Source organism: Nocardioides sp. (assembly GCF_035503875.1).
Lineage (GTDB): Bacteria > Actinomycetota > Actinomycetes > Propionibacteriales > Nocardioidaceae > Nocardioides.
This window is the reverse complement of sequence record NZ_DATJTA010000088.1, coordinates 12,649-28,186: the sequence shown is the minus strand read 5'-3', so window position 1 is coordinate 28,186 and position 15,538 is coordinate 12,649. Positions and strand designations below refer to the sequence as shown.

The 15,538-nt window shown below is 71.9% G+C and carries 15 protein-coding genes and 2 pseudogenes; 12 read left to right on the top strand and 5 right to left on the bottom strand.

Annotated features, from left to right (window positions below; genetic code table 11):
• Positions 1-70: 70 nt before the first annotated feature.
• Positions 71-915, bottom strand: a pseudogene (locus VMF51_RS21040) (aldo/keto reductase).
• Positions 916-978: 63 nt separating this feature from the next.
• Here VMF51_RS21040 and VMF51_RS21035 point away from each other — a divergent pair.
• From VMF51_RS21035 to VMF51_RS21015, 5 genes and pseudogenes are all read left to right on the top strand, one after another.
• On the top strand, positions 979-1,428 hold the full coding sequence (locus tag VMF51_RS21035; protein WP_325476432.1) for an NUDIX hydrolase: 450 nt from the start codon (positions 979-981) through the stop codon (positions 1,426-1,428).
• 1 nt (position 1,429) lies between these two features.
• On the top strand, positions 1,430-2,707 hold the full coding sequence (locus VMF51_RS21030; protein WP_325476431.1) for a CapA family protein: 1,278 nt from the start codon (positions 1,430-1,432) through the stop codon (positions 2,705-2,707).
• Positions 2,704-3,474: a TerD family protein gene (locus tag VMF51_RS21025; protein ID WP_325476430.1), complete on the top strand. Its 771-nt coding sequence runs from the start codon at positions 2,704-2,706 to the stop codon at positions 3,472-3,474. Before VMF51_RS21030 ends, VMF51_RS21025 begins: the two co-directional genes overlap by 4 nt.
• A gap of 656 nt (positions 3,475-4,130) precedes the next feature.
• Entirely contained in the window at positions 4,131-4,781 is a 651-nt protein-coding gene (locus VMF51_RS21020; RefSeq protein ID WP_325476429.1) for a potassium channel family protein, read from the top strand.
• A gap of 129 nt (positions 4,782-4,910) precedes the next feature.
• Positions 4,911-5,093 (top strand): annotated as a pseudogene (locus VMF51_RS21015) (ester cyclase); the annotation flags it as partial.
• Positions 5,094-5,287: 194 nt separating this feature from the next.
• On the opposite strand, the gene VMF51_RS21010 reads toward VMF51_RS21015, so the two are convergent.
• The gene (locus VMF51_RS21010; protein ID WP_325476428.1) at positions 5,288-6,046 is read right to left on the bottom strand and encodes a hypothetical protein; all 759 of its coding nucleotides are present in this window, start codon (positions 6,044-6,046) and stop codon (positions 5,288-5,290) included.
• A gap of 268 nt (positions 6,047-6,314) precedes the next feature.
• Positions 6,315-7,064, bottom strand: coding sequence for an SDR family NAD(P)-dependent oxidoreductase (locus VMF51_RS21005; RefSeq protein ID WP_325476427.1), 750 nt, complete (start codon positions 7,062-7,064; stop codon positions 6,315-6,317).
• A gap of 103 nt (positions 7,065-7,167) precedes the next feature.
• Here VMF51_RS21005 and VMF51_RS21000 point away from each other — a divergent pair, with 103 nt between their 5' ends.
• From VMF51_RS21000 to VMF51_RS20975, 6 genes are all read left to right on the top strand, one after another.
• Complete coding sequence (locus VMF51_RS21000) at positions 7,168-8,013, top strand: LysR family transcriptional regulator (protein ID WP_325476426.1); 846 nt, start codon at positions 7,168-7,170, stop codon at positions 8,011-8,013.
• A 94-nt stretch (positions 8,014-8,107) separates the two neighbouring features.
• Positions 8,108-9,121, top strand: coding sequence for an ABC transporter substrate-binding protein (locus VMF51_RS20995; RefSeq protein ID WP_325476425.1), 1,014 nt, complete (start codon positions 8,108-8,110; stop codon positions 9,119-9,121).
• Positions 9,122-9,204: 83 nt separating this feature from the next.
• Positions 9,205-10,173 carry a FecCD family ABC transporter permease gene (locus VMF51_RS20990; protein ID WP_325476424.1) on the top strand — a complete coding sequence of 323 codons (969 nt, stop codon included), beginning with the start codon at positions 9,205-9,207 and terminating at the stop codon, positions 10,171-10,173.
• Positions 10,170-11,219, top strand: a complete 1,050-nt coding sequence (locus VMF51_RS20985; RefSeq protein WP_325476423.1) for a FecCD family ABC transporter permease — start codon at positions 10,170-10,172, stop codon at positions 11,217-11,219. Before VMF51_RS20990 ends, VMF51_RS20985 begins: the two co-directional genes overlap by 4 nt.
• Positions 11,216-12,019 (top strand): ABC transporter ATP-binding protein, encoded by an 804-nt coding sequence (locus VMF51_RS20980; protein ID WP_325476422.1) that lies wholly within the window; start codon positions 11,216-11,218, stop codon positions 12,017-12,019. Before VMF51_RS20985 ends, VMF51_RS20980 begins: the two co-directional genes overlap by 4 nt.
• A gap of 58 nt (positions 12,020-12,077) precedes the next feature.
• Complete coding sequence (locus tag VMF51_RS20975) at positions 12,078-13,061, top strand: hypothetical protein (RefSeq protein WP_325476421.1); 984 nt, start codon at positions 12,078-12,080, stop codon at positions 13,059-13,061.
• Between the two features lie 16 nt (positions 13,062-13,077).
• On the opposite strand, the gene VMF51_RS20970 is transcribed toward VMF51_RS20975, so the two are convergent.
• Positions 13,078-14,043 (bottom strand): M28 family metallopeptidase, encoded by a 966-nt coding sequence (locus VMF51_RS20970; RefSeq protein WP_325476420.1) that lies wholly within the window; start codon positions 14,041-14,043, stop codon positions 13,078-13,080.
• Between the two features lie 78 nt (positions 14,044-14,121).
• Between VMF51_RS20970 and VMF51_RS20965 the strand changes: the two genes are divergently transcribed.
• Complete coding sequence (locus VMF51_RS20965; RefSeq protein WP_325476419.1) at positions 14,122-14,508, top strand: hypothetical protein; 387 nt, start codon at positions 14,122-14,124, stop codon at positions 14,506-14,508.
• Positions 14,509-14,533: 25 nt separating this feature from the next.
• Here the strand turns inward: VMF51_RS20965 and VMF51_RS20960 are convergent, their stop codons facing one another.
• A complete protein-coding gene (locus VMF51_RS20960; RefSeq protein WP_325476418.1) occupies positions 14,534-15,517 on the bottom strand; it encodes an ABC transporter substrate-binding protein in 984 nt (327 codons plus the stop codon).
• Positions 15,518-15,538: the final 21 nt, after the last annotated feature.

Sequence of the window (15,538 nt, the reverse complement as noted above, 5' to 3'; positions counted from 1 at the left end):
CTGCCGACCCGGCGCGAACTCGCGCCGGGTCGGCAGCAAACTCACGCCGGGTCGGCGGGTGGCGGGTGGGTCAGGAGGGGACGTAGTCGAACGTGTCCGGGTTCGGGCCGGTCCGGCCGTCCTCGCCCCGGTCGAGGGCGGTGATGGCGGAGACCTCGTCGGCGGTGAGGGTGAAGTCGAAGATGTCGAAGTTCTCCCGCATCCGCTCCTCGCGCATCACTTCGGGAAGACGATGTCGCCGCGCTCGACGTGCCAGCGCAGGGTGACCTGCGACGGGGTCTTGCCGTGGGCGGCCGCGATCTCGCCGATCACCGGGTCGTCGAGGACGGCGCCCTGGGCGATCGGGGACCAGGCCTCCACCTCGACGCCGTGCCGGATCGAGGCGGCGCGGGCGGCCTCGTTGGTGAGGTACGGGTGCACCTCGATCTGGTTCACGACCGGCACCACGCCGGTCTCGGAGATGATCCGGTCGAGGTGCTCGGGATGGAAGTTCGAGACCCCGACGGAGGCCGCGCGGCCGTCGGCCACGAACTCGGCCAGCGTCCGCCAGGTCGACACGTAGTCGCCGTCGTACAGCGTCGGGAGCGGCCAGTGGATGAGGAACAGGTCGATGCGGTCCAGCCCGAGGCGGGTCAGGGTCTCGTCGAACGAGCGACGGGCGTCGTCGGGCCGGTGGAAGCCGTTGTTCAGCTTGCTGGTGACGTACAGCTCCTCGCGGGCGATCCCGGAGGCCTTGATCGCCTCGCCGACGCCCTGCTCGTTCTGGTACATCTGCGCGGTGTCGAGGTGGCGGTAGCCGACCTCGAGCGCCGTGCCGACCGTCGCGGCGGTCTGCTCGGGCGGGACCTGGTAGGTGCCGAAGCCGAGCTGGGGGATGGTCGTCTGGTCGTTCAGGGTGATGGTCGGAACGGTCATACCTTCCGGAATCCCTCTGCGGTTCGGAACATTCCGTTGGGGCGCAGTTGCGAGAATGCTCACGTGACCGACCTTCCGCACTACACCGAGTACGACACCCGGCTCGCGGCGTACGCCCTCATCCGCGACGACGCGGACCGGATCCTGCTCGCGCTGTGGAACGAGGGGGAGCAGCGGCGCTGGACGCTGCCCGGCGGCGGCGTCGAGCTCGCCGAGACGGTCGAGGAGGGGGCGGTCCGCGAGGTCCGCGAGGAGACGGGGTACGACGTCCGCCTCGACGGCCTGCTCGGGGTCGATTCGGCCGTCTTCTCGCCGAACCGGCGCTCCACCGGGACGGATCGGCCGCTCAAGGCGGTCCGCGTCGTCTTCGCGGCGACCGTCACGGGCGGCGAGCTGACCCACGAGGTCGACGGCACCACCGACGAGGCGCGCTGGTTCGCCAAGGACGAGATCAGCCGGTTGCCCCGGGTCTCGCTCGTCGACATCGCGCTGTCCTACCTCGACGGGCGCTGACGTGCGGGCGGTCGTCGGGGTCCTGCTGCTCACCCTGACGGCCTGCACGAGCCCGTCGTCGTCCTCGTCCTCGCCGGAGGCCGACCCGCCGTCGGTCACGCCCTCGGAGGCGACCTCGCCTCCGGCCGACCCCGTGCTCGCCGTCGTCGGACACGCGACCGAGCCGCGGCTGGAGCTGTCGCGGGCGGCGTACCGCCGCATCGTCGAGGGGAACCTCGACCGATGGCGCGGGCGGGACGTCGACGTCGTCCCCCTCGACGAGGTGGGTCCGACCGTGGTCGCGGCCCGGGTGGCGGGTGTCGACCCGGTGCGCGACGACCCGCGGGCCGTCGAGCTGGTCGTCGGTGGGGACCTGATGCTGGTGCGGGGTGTGCCCTCCGCGGCGGACGCGCTCCGGCCGCTGTCCCGGCCGTTCCGAGCGGCGGACCTGGCCGTCGCCAACCTGGAGAGCACCCTGTCGATCGACGGGGCGCCGACCCAGGGCGGGGACTCCTTCGGCGCGAGCGCCGCGCTGCTCGGCCCGCTGCGCCGCTCGGGCCTCGACGTGCTGTCGCTGGCCAACAACCACGCGGGGGACTACGGGCCGCGGGCGCTGCTAGAGACCGTCGACGTACTCGCCGACAGCCCGATCGTGCCGGTCGGCGCGGGTCGCGACCTGGCGGCGGCGAGCCGGCCGGCGTACGTCGAGCGCGGCGGGGTGCGCTTCGCGTTCGTCGCCTTCAACGCCATCGGCGAGACCCCGCGCGCGACCCGCACGGAGCCGGGCGCGCTGTCGGTGCGGATGCCGCCGCGCACCGGCCCGCTGGTGCCGGCCGACGTCGCCCACGTCGAGGCCGTCGTACGACGGGCCGCGCGGAGCGCCGACGTCGTGGTGGTGCTGCCGCACTGGGGCACGCAGTACACGCATCAGCCGGAGCCGCTCCAGCGCACGGTCGGGCGGCGGCTGGTCCGCGCGGGTGCCGACCTGGTCGTCGGCGGGCACCCGCACTGGGTGCAGGGCGTGGACGCGGTCCGCGGCGTACCGGTCCTGCACTCGCTGGGCAACCTGGTCTTCGACATGGGTCCCGACCGGTTCCCCGTCGAGGCGCGCGAGGGGGTGCTGCTGGAGGCGACGTTCTGGGGAGCGGAGCTGAAGGCGGTGCGGCTGGCGCCGTACCGGATGGACCCGGTGACGTTCGTGCCCCGCCTGCTCGACGGCGTCGACGGGGCGGGCGTGCTCGCCGACGTGTGGGCGGCGAGCACCGGCCCGTACGCCGCAGGGGTAGGTTCGGCGCCGTGATCGACCTCAGCCCCGGCCAGGAGTGGACGCTCGCCACCGAGTCGGGCGAGCCGGTGACCCGGCTGCGGTTCGGCGTGGGCTGGGACAAGGAGAGCAACGCGGGACCCGCCGGCGCCGCGCGCGACGTCGATCTGGACGCGTCGGCCGTGCAGTTCATGGGCGAGCAGCTCTTCGACCTGGCCTTCTACAACAACCTCGCGACCCGCGACGGGTCGGTGGCGCACCAGGGTGACAACCGCAGCGGCAGCGGTGAGGGCGACGACGAGGTGATCGCCGTCGACCTGAGCAAGGTGTACGCCAAGGTCGACACGATCGCCTTCCTGGTCAGCAGCTACCAGGGGCACCCTCTCGACTGGATCGCCAACGCCTACTGCCGCATCGTCGACGACGCCACCGACGTCGAGCTGGCCAGGTTCACGCTGACCTCGGGGGTCTCCCAGACCGGTCTGGCGATGGCCACGCTCTTCCGCGACGGCACCGGCTGGCGGCTGCGCGCCATCGGCCAGGGCATCGCGGTCACGGTACCGGCGAAGTCGGTCGGCGCTCTCCGGCCGTTCCTGCGCACCTCCGCCACCCCGCCCGACCCCCGCGACCCCGCCACCCTCGTCGGCCTCGACGTCGCCGAGGCCACCCGCCTCGCCACCGACGCCGGCTGGCACGTGCGCGCCCACCCGCTCGACGCCATGTTGACGATGGACTTCCGTCCCGATCGCCTCAACCTCGGGCACGACGCCGGCGGCGTCGTGCGGAGTGCCCGGGTGGGGTGATGGTGAGTGGTCCGTAGACGGACCTACAGAAGTCGTCGACCCGACACGTGCTGCGGCTGCGGCTGCGCGCACTCGGGCCAGTTGTGTCAGTCCCACTACGTGCGACGAGGTCATCTTCAGCAACATGTCCAGTGATCCGAAGGGGTTCTGGGTCCGGCTCGGGCCCGACCTCGATGATCCCGACGCCGTCTTCCGTGACGGCACCGGACTCGCCTGCGTCCAGGTCCTTCCGGTCGAGGTGATGACGTGGGGCACCAGGGCGGAGAGGTTCAGCCTGGAGCACGCGATCTTCCTCGCCGCTCTCGCCGCTGCTCGTCGGCGCGTCTGGCGCTGGCTGAGATCCGGGGACGACCGCACGAAGGTGGTCGTGTCGCGCAGCAGGCGGAAGATCCCGTCGTTGTTTCGCACCGTCGGTCTCGAGTTCTTCGACACCGTCGAGGCCGCCGAGGCCAGACAGAGGGAGATCCTCGCAAGGTGGCAGCGGGGACAGTCTCAGCTGCCGGCACCCATCGGCCCACGAGCGCGCCGCGCTCTTCGTCTGGGCACCAGGGCGTGGTCTGACGTTCCACGCGGTGGGGTGAGCCATGCCGGCCCGGCGCCGACGGGTTCGCGCGATCCCGCGCTTTGCTGCGCCCGCATCGCTAGTGTCCCGGCCTGTGTCGTCCGAGCCGAGCCGTGTCGAACAGTGGGAACGGACCAATGAGGTCCCCCTGCTGCTCCTCGCCACCGCCTTCCTGATCGCCTACGCGTGGCCGGTGCTTGATCCGCGCATCGACCCTGACCTCGAGACCTTGCTCGCCTACGCGTCGTGGACGGTATGGGGCGCGTTCGCTATCGACTTCCTGGTGAGGATCTATCTCGCGGACCGCCGTCCTTCGTACGCCCTGAGGCACTGGTACGACCTTGTGCTGATCGCGGCCCCGATGCTGCGTCCCCTGCGTCTGCTGCGACTGCTCGCGTTCGCCCGCATCCTGAACCGGTCCGCTGCGGGTGGCCTCGTCGGACGCGTCGGCGTCTACGTCTCCGGTGTCGCGCTCATGTCAGTCGTTCTCGGTGCTCTCGCCATCCTGGATGCCGAGCGAGATGCACCCGGCGCGAACATCAACACCGCCGGGGACGCCCTGTGGTGGGCGTGTACGACGGTCACCACGGTCGGCTACGGGGATCGGTTCCCGGTGACCACCCCGGGGCGGTGCATCGCCGTGGCGTTGATGGTCGTCGGTATCGCGGTCGTCGGTTCGGTGACGGCGCTCATCGCCACGTGGCTGGTCCAGAACGTCCAGCGTGAAGAGATCGGCAAGAACTAGGACTGTCGCGCTAGGCCTGCCCGCGAACCTGCCGGGCGGCGAGCCAGCACTCGAACCGTCCCGTGGCGGAGGCGAGGTGGCGGCGGATGCCGGACTCCAGCTGGGCGATCTCCTCGAGGAACCCACACGGGGACCCTGGCGACCAGCATGGGTGACATCCCCGCCACCGGGCGGTCCCTGACGTTGCAGCTCTGCGACGTCATGGAGTTCAAGGACGGCAAGGTCCAGAGTCAGACGACGTACTTCGACACCGGATCAATGATGGCTCAGCTCGGTCTGATGGCCGAGCAGACGGCATCCCAGCACCAGTAGGAATCTCGGCACAACCGGCGTCGCCCACGATCGGACCGGCCGCGTTCCCTTGACCGGAACGCGGCCTCTCGTCGTTCTCCACCGGGTTTCGAGGCTCGCTTCGCTCGCACCTCAACCAGCGTCGGTGTCACCGACGTCCGGAAGCACGACGGCCCGCCAGCATCGCTGGCGGGCCGTCGTCGGGGTGTGGGGCGTCAGGGGGTGACGGTCACGGTGATCGGGGTGGAGTAGATGTAGTCGGCGAACGCCGGGCCGTCGGTGTAGAACGCCTGGTAGGTGTAGGTGCCCGGCTGCTGCCGGTCCTTGACGCGCCCGAGGAAGGTGGACGAGCCGAACGTGAACGTCCCGTTGGCGGCGACCGTCGCCATGCAGCAGTAGTACGGCGAGGAGCTGCCCGCCTTGTTGCGGCCGTCCTGGTAGATGTCGACGTAGCCCTTCTTCGCCGGCGTGCCCTTGAAGACGACCGAGCCGGTGAGGGTCGGCAGGTCCCAGCTGTCAGCGGACTTCGAGATGGTGAACGACGTCGCCGACAGCTTGATGGCCGAGTTGTAGACGCGGACCTTGGTGGTCTTCTTCGCGCGCTTGTACTTCGCGGTCACCTTGTAGGTGCCGGCGGCGGTGGTGCTCGGCAGCCGGAAGGAGGCCTTGCCCTTCTTCAGCTTCACCTTGCGGGCCTTGGCGCCGTTGACCGTGAACGTGACCTTGCCCTTGGCCGACCGCTTGAGCACCGCGGTGACCTTCACGCCGGGCTGGCCGACGTGGGAGTAGGCGGCCGACCGCTTGAGCTTGATCCTCGGCTTCTTGGCCTTCTTCTTCGCCAGCTCCTGGCCGTGGGTCTCGGAGCCGACCGCGCCGCCCGGCGCTGCCTGGGCGCTCGTGGCGAAGGCGCCGGCGGGGATGGTCAGCGCCAGGGTGGTGACCACGGCGGCGGTCGTGCGGCTGAGCAGGTTCACGTGGGGTCTCTCTCGTCGACGTCGGGGGTGGGCGAGGGAGCGCGTGCCCCCCGCCCCCGATCACTCCCCCGAACGGCGTCAAAGTAAAACTGGTGGTCCAGTCCACTTTCGGCCACGGCGGGCGGATCACGTGGTCCGTGCGCGTCTCGACAGCGCGACGGGGATGGGGTGCGGGTCGAGGCCGGCGTGCGGCTCGCGGGGTTTCGAGGCTCGTCGCTTGCGCTCCTCGCACCTCAACCAGCGTCGGGTGTGGTCGCTGCCGCGCACCTCACCAGGGCTGGATGCCCGTCTCGTCGCGGAAGGTCCCGCTCGGCCCACCGTCGGGCAGGGTGGCGAGCTCCAGGAAGATCGCGGCGCCCTGCTCGGGTGTCCGAGTCCCCTGGTGACCGTTGAGGTCGGTGGCGACGTAGCCGGGGCACCCCGCGTTGACCAGGATGCCGGTGCCTGCCAGCTCCTTGGCGTACTGGATCGTGACGGCGTTCAGGTACGACTTGGTCGGCGAGTACGCCGCCGAGATCGGGCCGACCGCGGCGGCCTGGGCGGTCTGCAGGGTGAGCGAGCCGACCGTGCTGGAGACGTTGACGATGCGCGGCGACGGCGAGCGGCGCAGCATCGGCAGCATCGCGTTGGTCACCCGGATGACGCCGACGACGTTGGTGTCGACGACCGCCAGGACCTGCCCGGCGCTCACCCGGGTCGGCTCCTGGGGCATCCCGCCGGTGATGGCGGCGTTGTTGACGAGGACGTCGAGGCCGCCCGCCGCGTCGAGCTGCGCAGCGGCGGCCGCGACCGACGCGTCGTCGGTGACGTCCAGCGGTACGCCGAACACGTCGTGCCCCTCCGCCGTCAGCTTCGCGACGGCGTCCTCGCGACGACCCGCGTCGCGAGCGCCGACCCCGACGCGGAAGCCGAGGCGGGAGAGCCCGGCGGCGATCTCGTAGCCGATGCCCTTGTTGGCGCCGGTGACGAGCGCGATCTTCGTGTTCTCGGTGCTGTTCTCAGTGCTGATCTCTGCCATGCCTCGATCCTGTGCTCGCGACGCCGCCGCGATCCAAGACCGATCGGGTCGCGGTCGATACCGCGGCGGTATGACCCCAGGTGAGGCGCGTAGCCTCGACGAGGTGGAGACCCGCGAGCTGCGCTACTTCGTCGCCGTCGCCGAGGAGTCGCACGTCGGGCGGGCCGCCGAGCGACTCGGCATGGCCCAGCCGCCGCTGTCCCGGGCGATCGCCCAGCTCGAGCGACGGCTGGGCGGCGCGTTGTTCGTCCGCACCCCGCGCGGCGTGACCCTCACGAGTGCCGGCGAGACCCTGCTCCGCGAGGGCCGAGCCGCGCTGGCCGCGGTCGAGGCCGCCGAGCGGCGTACGCGTCGCACCGTCGACGCCGGCGGTCGCGCCGCCGTGGTGCTCACCGCCAAGGCGGGGGCGTCGAGCGAGCTGATGGTCAAGCTCCTCGACGCGTACGCCGCCGAGCCCGACGCCGTCGCGATCGACGTCGTGCTGAGCCCGCCCGGGCACCAGGCGCTGATGCTGCGCGACGGGCGCGCCGACGTCGCGATCCTGCACCGGCCCTTCGACGACGTGAGCGGGTTCGACGTGGACACGCTGACGGTCGAGGAGCAGGTCCTGATCCTGCCCGCCGGCCATCCGTCGAGCACCCGGACCTCGATGACGATGGCCGAGGCGACCTCGATCCCGGACCTGCCGCTGCCCCGGTGGCCGAACCTCGACGGCTCCTACCCCGACGGACCCGGCCCCGAGCTCCGCGACCTGACCCAGGTCCTCCAACTGGTGCGGCTCGGTCGGACCGCGATCGTGCTGCCCGAGTCGGCCCGCGCCAACCTGCGCGACGGGCTGGCCGTCGTACCCCTCGCGGACGCTCCGCAGGTCACCACGGTCATCGCCTGGCCGCCGCACAGCACGTCTCCCGGCGTCGCCGGGCTGGTGCGCACCGCGTCGCGGCTCTGAGCCCGTGAGGCGGATCACGCCCCCGCTGTTCCCACGGTGGGCAAGGTTGCCCTAACTTAGGTCCGCCTTAGTTCTTGAGAAGATCGGACATGCCATGAAGCGCCTGGTTTCCAGTGGGGTCTGCGCCCTCGTCGTCCTGGGTCTCGCCGCCTGCAGCTCGGACGTCGCCGAGGACACCGATGCCGCGCCCACGAAGGACGCCACGCCGGCCGGACCGTGGGAGTGGGACGACGCCGACGGCGAGACGGTCACCCTCGACGAGGTGCCGACCCGCATCATCGCGCACTCCGGGGCCGCCGCGGCGCTGATGTCCTACGGCATCCGCCCGATCGGCATCTACGCCGACGAGTCCGTCAAGACCGACCCGAACCTGCAGGGCCTCGACCTCGACGGTATCGAGATCCTCGGCGAGGAGTGGGGATCGATCGACGTGGCCAAGGCGTCGACGCTGAACCCCGACCTCATCGTGGCGGACTGGTGGCCGGCCGAGAAGGCGCACTCCGGGCTCGAGGAGGGCGTGAAGGAGAAGAGCAAGGACCTCGCCAAGCTCGCTGACGTCGTCGGCGCTCCCCAGGGCGGGTCGATCATGGCCCTGACCGAGGGCTACGAGAAGCTCGCCGAGAGCCTGGGTGCCGACATCGAGAGCTCGCAGGGTGCGAAGGACCGCGCCGCCTTCGAGGCCGCGCGCGACGAGTTCTCCGCGCTGATGGAGGAGAAGGAGATCAGCGCGCTCGCGGTCTCCCCGGCCTCCGACCTGCTGTACGTCGCGAACCCCGAGTTCGCCCCCGAGCTCCTCGACTTCGCCGAGTGGGGCCTGGGCGTCATCGAGCCGGACGCCGTCGACAAGGACTTCCCCTACTGGGAGAACCTGAGCTGGGAGAACGCGGACAAGTACCAGCCCGACGTCGTCCTCATCGACGGCCGGACCTTCGACGACTCGGTCAAGACCGCCGAGGACCAGCCCACGTGGACCAGCATCCGCGCCGCGCAGGAGGGCCAGGTCATCGAGTGGCCGGCGTTCTGGCTGCACACCTACCGCGACTACGCCGAGGCGCTCGAGAAGCTCACCGACGACCTCTCGGACGTCGACGTCACCGTCGGCGACTAGTCCTGAGTACGTCGACCGCCCCTCGCCCCGCGACGCGCGACGCGAGCTCCCGCCGGTCGCCGTACCTGGCCGGCGGGATCGTCGTGCTGCTCGTGGTGCTGGCGGCGATCGCCTTCCTCAGCGTCACGCACGGCTCCCGGTCCATCCCGCTGCGTGACGTGGTGGACGCCTTCCGGCACTTCGACGACGGGGCGATCGAGGACCGCGTCGCCCTGCAGCTGCGGGTGCCGCGCACGATCCTCGGGATCCTGGTCGGTGCGGCGCTCGGCCTCGCCGGCGCGATCCTGCAGGGCCTGACCCGCAACCCGCTCGCGGACCCGGGGATCATGGGCATCAACGCCGGTGCCGCCACGGCCGTGGTGCTCGCGATCACCGTGCTGGGCGTCGGCAGCGTCTCGGGCTACATCTGGTTCGCCTTCGCCGGTGCCGTGCTCGCGACCGCCCTGGTCTACGTCATCGGGTCCCTCGGCCGGGAGGGTGCGACGCCGGTCAAGATGGCGCTGGCCGGTGCGGCCGTGACGGCGGGCCTCACCTCCCTCACCACCGGCATGATGATGACCGACGTCGAGGTGCTCGACCAGCTCCGCTTCTGGCAGGTGGGCTCGCTCGCGGGACGCTACGCCCCGATCGTCGAGGGGATCGCCCCGTTCCTCGTCGTCGGGATCGTCGGGGCGCTGCTGTGCGGGCGAGCGCTCAACGGGCTCGCCCTCGGCGACGACACCGCGCGCGCCCTCGGCCTCCGGGTCGGGCGGACCCGCGTGCTGCTGCTCGGGCTGGTGGCGCTGCTGTGCGGAGCCGGTACGGCGGCCTGCGGTCCCATCGTCTTCGTCGGCCTCGTCGTGCCCCACGTGGCGCGGCTCGTCTGCGGACCCGACTACCGCTGGATCCTGCCCTACTCCATGCTCCTCGGCCCGGTGCTCCTGCTCGGCGCCGACATCATCGGCCGGGTCGCCGGGTCCCCCGGGGAGCTCCAGGTCGGCGTGGTGATGGGCGTGCTCGGTGCGCCGTTCTTCGTCGCCCTCGTCCGCTGGGGAAGGATGAGCGAGCTGTGACGGCCGGCGCGCTGGCCGAGGTGCGGGCCGACCTGCGAGCCGACCGCCGGTCCCGGCGGCGGCGTACCGTCGTCGTGAACCTGGCGCTGGCCGCGGCCTGCCTCGCGCTGGTCGTGGTCACCTTCTGCTTCGGGTCCGTCCGGCTCAGCATCGACCAGGTGGTCGCGTCGCTGCTGCACCTGCGCGAGAACCCCGCGGTCGACTTCATCGTCCGCGACCTCCGGCTGCCCCAGGTCGAGGCCGCGGTCGGCGTGGGCCTGGCGCTCGGCGCCGCGGGGACGATCTTCCAGCAGCTGCTCCGCAACCCGCTCGCGTCCCCCGACTTCGTCGGCATCTCCGCCGGCGCCAGCCTCGCCGCGGTCATCGGCATCGCGCTGCCCGGGGTCAGCGGGGTCGGGATCCCCGCGCTCGCCCTGATCGGCGGCCTCGCGACCGCCGTCCTCATGTACGCCCTGGCGTGGCGGGACGGGATCTCGGGCTACCGGTTCATCCTGATCGGCATCGGGGTCTCGGCCTTCGCGACCGGGCTGACGTCGTACGCCCTCACGCGCACCGACCTGCAGGGGGCGCGGGCCGCGATGCACTGGCTGGTCGGCTCGATCGGCCAGGGCGGGGACGACGAGGTGCGCGTGCTGCTGGTCGCCGTGGCGGTCCTGCTGCCCGCGAGCCTGGTCCTGCAGCGGATGCTGCGCAGCCTGCAGCTCGGCGACGACACCGCGCGGGCACTGGGCGCTCCCGCCGAGCTGATCCGGCTCGTGCTGATCGTGGTCGCCGTCGTGCTGACCTCGCTCGCCACGGCCGTCGCGGGCCCGATCGCGTTCGTGGCGCTCGTCGCGGGTCCGGTCGCGGACCGGCTGCTGCGCACCGCGGCCGGCAGCATCCTGGCCGCCGGGCTGGTCGGCACCACCGTCGTGCTGGTCGCAGACTTCATCGCGGTCGAGGTGCTGCCGACCGACCTCCCCACCGGGGTCGTCACCGGCGCCATCGGCGCGCCGTACCTGCTGTGGCTGCTGGCCACCACCAACCGGAGAGGACTGGGCGGATGAGCGAGGCTGCCATCGACACGAGGCCGCGGCTGGCGGCCCGCGGGCTGTCACTGGGGTACGACGACCGGACGGTCGTGGACTCCCTGGACGTGGACATCCTGGACGGCCGGGTCACGGCCATCATCGGGGCGAACGCCTGCGGCAAGTCCACCCTGCTGCGCGGGCTTGCCCGGCTGCTCCGCCCGCAGACGGGCGAGGTGCTGCTCGACGGGACGCCGATCCTCGACCGCGACTCCCGCGAGGTGGCGCGCGTGCTGGGCCTGCTGCCCCAGAACCCGGTGGCACCGGACGGCATCACCGTCGGTGACCTCGTCGGCCGCGGCCGCCACCCCCACCAGGGCTGGTTCCGGGCCTGGAGCGACCGCGACGAGGAGGCGGTCGCGGCGGCGCTCGCCGCCACCGACACCGAGGCATTGGTACGCCGCCCCCTGCGCGAGCTCTCCGGCGGTCAGCGGCAGCGGGTCTGGGTCGCGATGGCGCTGGCCCAGGAGACGGACCTCCTGCTCCTCGACGAGCCGACCACGTTCCTCGACATCGCCCACCAGGTCGATCTCCTGCGGCTGCTGCGCGACCTCAACCGCAGCACCGGTCGCACGATCGTCACCGTCCTGCACGACCTGAACCTCGCGTGCCGCTACAGCGACCACCTCGTCGTGATGGGCGGCGGCCGGATCCTCGCGGAGGGCGCGCCGGGCGACGTGGTCACCGCCGAGCTCGTCGAGGAGGCGTTCGGGCTGGCGTGCCTGGTCGTGCCCGACCCGGTCGCGGGTACCCCCATGGTGGTCCCGGCCGCGGGCTGAGGTCGGCCGATCCCGGGGTTCCCACCCCGGAACCGGCGGCGGCTCGTACCCTCTCGCAGTGAACATCTCCGGCCGCGGCGCCCTGGCCACCCTCATCGCGCTCCTTGCGTGCGCACCGGCGGCCGTCGCCGCGGGCTCGACCCCGTCCCCGGCGACGCCGATGGTCGGCGCGGAGCGCCTCGCTGCGCCGAAGGTCGGGCACCGGGTCGTGTGGGACCACTACCGGCGCGGGGTCAAGGGCATCCACCTGCGCTCCGCCCGGGTCGACGGGACCGGCGTGCGCCGGATCTACGACCTCCCGAAGGGCTTCACTACGAGTCTGACGATGGACGGTGCGGGACGTCGGGTCGCGTTCGCGACCTGCTGCAGTGACAGGCTTCCCCAGCTCGTCGTGGCGCCGGTCCGGGGCGGAAAGCCGATCGAGCCGCTCGCGCGGCATCCACACCTCGTGGCTGTCGGGGGCATCGGCTGGTCCCACGACGGAAGGCGCCTGGCTTTCGAGGCGGTGTCCGAACGGAACGGCGAACGGGTCCACGGAATCTGGACGGTCCGCCTCGACGGGCGTGAGCTGACGCAGGTGCTCGTGCTGCCGTCGCCGGACGAGCACCACCAGGTGGTCATCAACGATGCGCTGGGGTGGACCCGGGACGGCATCCTCTACTCCGACGGGACGAACCTGCGCTCGGCCCGGGCGGGTCATTCGAAGCTCGTGCTGCGAAACGTCCGGTCGGTCCGCATCACCGGCGACCACCGTCGGATCGTGATCGAGCGTCGCCGAGGGGAGCGGTCGTCGACCTGGATCGCGGCTGCCGACGGCGGCCATGCCCGTCGGCTCCTGAGCAACGGCAAGCCGGGTGTCACGACGATCTACCACGACGTCACGCCGAACCGCGACGGCACCGAACTGCTCGCCTACCGGGCGCGACCCACGGCCGACGGTCCCGACGACACCGACGTGATCGTCTGGTCCGTCGGCCGGAAGGTCCGATCGGCCACCGAGCTCCCGGTCGTCGCCGGCAACCCGACGGTCACGTGGAACTAGCCGGCACGGCACCGACTCACCTCAACCAGGCCAGCACGACCCGCGCGGTCCGCTCCAGTTGGTCGGCCTCCACCACGGCGGGGACGTCGCCGGCCGAGTGGTAGCCGGCGTACGGCGTGCTGCCGAGCCGGACGCCCGGCATCCCGTCGCGGGCGAAGGACCAGTGGTCACTGGAGCGCTGGCCCGTCTCGGGCAGGGTCGGTACGCCGGCGCGCCGGGCCGCCGCGAGGACCCGCCGCGTCGGCCGGTCCAGGTCATCGCCGGGGCTGCCGACGGGGACGGCCGCGCCGACCCCGACCCGGTCGAGCGAGACCATCCCGCGCACGGACCGTCGCTGCGCGAGTGTGAGTGCGGCGACGTACGCGCGCGAGCCGTAGTGGTGGTGCGCGTCCCCCTGGCCGCGGGGCTCCTCGGAGCCGAAGGCGACCAGCACGACCGGCAGCCGGGTACGCCGACCGGCCAGCGCCTCGGCGACGGCCAGCAGGACCCCGACGCCCGAGGCGTTGTCCTCGGCGCCGGGGGAGCCCACCACGGTGTCGAGGTGCGCCCCGACGACCAGCCAGGGCTCGCCCGGTCGGACGTCGCCGCGGGTGGCCAGCACGTTGACCGACGGGCCGGCGTCGACCGGGCCGTTCCACGAGTAGCCGGCCGGCGTCGGGAACCGCTGGCGCTCGACCTGCCAGCCCAGCTCCTGGAACCGGCGCTGCACCCACGCCGCCGCCCGGAAGTACGCCGGCGAGGTGCCGGGTCGCGGCCCGACCCGGTCCGCGAGATGGCGGACGGCCGCCGTCGCCGTACCCACGCGGACGTCGTCGGGCGAGACCCGCGGGGTCGGCGGGTCGGGGACGACGGGTGCCGGTGTCGACGCCGAGGGCGAGGACGGCGATGCGGGAGGTGACGAGCCCGGCCGCTCGGCCGACGGCGCGTCCGTGCACCCCGCGACGAGCGCGGCCATCATCAGGAGCGCGGCGGTACGGCGCATGCCCCGAGTCAACCCCATGCGTTCGATTGAGCACGCGTGCTCAGGCGCGGCAGCGCCCCGAGCGGCGAGGCTGGGGGCATGAAGACCACCGCCGCACTCGTCGTGTCCGCCGCCGCCTCCGTCGTCGTCTGGCTGGCGTGGCTGGGCTGGCACGCGGAGCGCTGGACGGAGCCCGGGACCATGGACACGGCCGGGCCGTACCAGCCCTACCAGGTCGTGGGGCTGGGCCTGACCCTGGTCGTGCTGGTGTTCGCGGCCGCGTGGTGGTGGCCGCCCGCCGCGGTGGTCACGGGCGCCGTCCTCGGGCTGTGCGCGATCGCGTTCGCGGACTGGGGCAGCGAGCCCGGATCGGACGGGCTCTTCGTCATCGGCGTCGCCATGATCGCGGTCGGCGCCACCGCCGTGGGCTCCCTGGTCGGCCTGACCGCGCACCTCACCTCTCGGTGGCACGCGATGCGGCACTGACGAGGAGCCCACGGGGCGCCGTCGCCTAGGAGAGCCAGGCCTCGACCTTGTCCGGGTTCTCCGAGACCCACTTCGCCGCGGCGTCCTCGGGGGACATGCCGTCCTCGGAGATGTACTTCGCGATCAGGTTCTGGTCGTCGTTGGTCCACTGGAAGTTCTGCACCAGCCCGACCGCCGGGCTGTTCGACTCCATGAACTCCGTCGACACGACCTTCTTCAACTCGGTCTCCGGGTAGTCGCAGGCGACGGCCTTCTCGTCGTCCTGGCAGCCGTCGGTGTACGCCGGCAGCTTCACCTTGACCAGGGGCACCTCGGACATGAACCACTGCGGCTCGTAGAAGTAGCCGATCAGCGGCGTCCGGTTCTTCTCGGCCTTCTCGAAGGCGGCGATCGAGGCCGCCTCACTGCCGGAGAAGACCACCTTGAAGTCGAGGTCCAGGTTCTCGACGATCGCCTCGTCGAACTGGACGTACGACGGGTCCGCGCCGAGGAACTGACCCTTGCCGTCCGACTCGGGGGTCTCGAAGAGGTCGGCGTACTTGTTGAGGTTCTCCCAGTTCGTGATGTCCGGGTACTCCTCGACCATCCACGGCGGGACGTACCAGCCGATGATCCCCACGTTGCCGGTCGTCCCGGCGCCGATCGCGCTGCCGTCGCCGCCCTGGTCCGCGAAGTACTGCTTCTCCAGGTCGGGGTGGCCCCAGTCCTCGATGACGACGTCGACCTCGCCGGTGCCGAAGCCCTGCCAGGAGACCTCCTCCTTGAGGTCCTTGTAGGTCACCGAGCACCCGAGCTCGGTCTCGGCGACGTGGCCGACGACGTACGCGTCCGCCTCGTAGCCGACCCACGGGTTGACGGCCATGTTCAGCTCGCCGCAGTCACCCGCATCGGCGGCCTTGGCCTCGTTGGCCGCCGTCTCGTCGTCGATGTCGCCTCCGCCGCAGGCGCTGAGGGCGAGCGCGAGCGTGGCGAGCGAGCCGGCGAGGGCGCTGGCTTTCCTGGGCTTCACGTGATGGTTCCTTCTCTCTCG

Coding starts and splice junctions, on each gene's coding strand:
- VMF51_RS21005 (WP_325476427.1), bottom strand. CDS start 7,064: ATGGCAGAGATCAGCACTGAGAACAGCACCGAGAACACGAAGATCGCG.
- VMF51_RS20995 (WP_325476425.1), top strand. CDS start 8,108: ATGAAGCGCCTGGTTTCCAGTGGGGTCTGCGCCCTCGTCGTCCTGGGT.
- VMF51_RS20980 (WP_325476422.1), top strand. CDS start 11,216: ATGAGCGAGGCTGCCATCGACACGAGGCCGCGGCTGGCGGCCCGCGGG.
- VMF51_RS20970 (WP_325476420.1), bottom strand. CDS start 14,043: ATGCGCCGTACCGCCGCGCTCCTGATGATGGCCGCGCTCGTCGCGGGG.
- VMF51_RS20965 (WP_325476419.1), top strand. CDS start 14,122: ATGAAGACCACCGCCGCACTCGTCGTGTCCGCCGCCGCCTCCGTCGTC.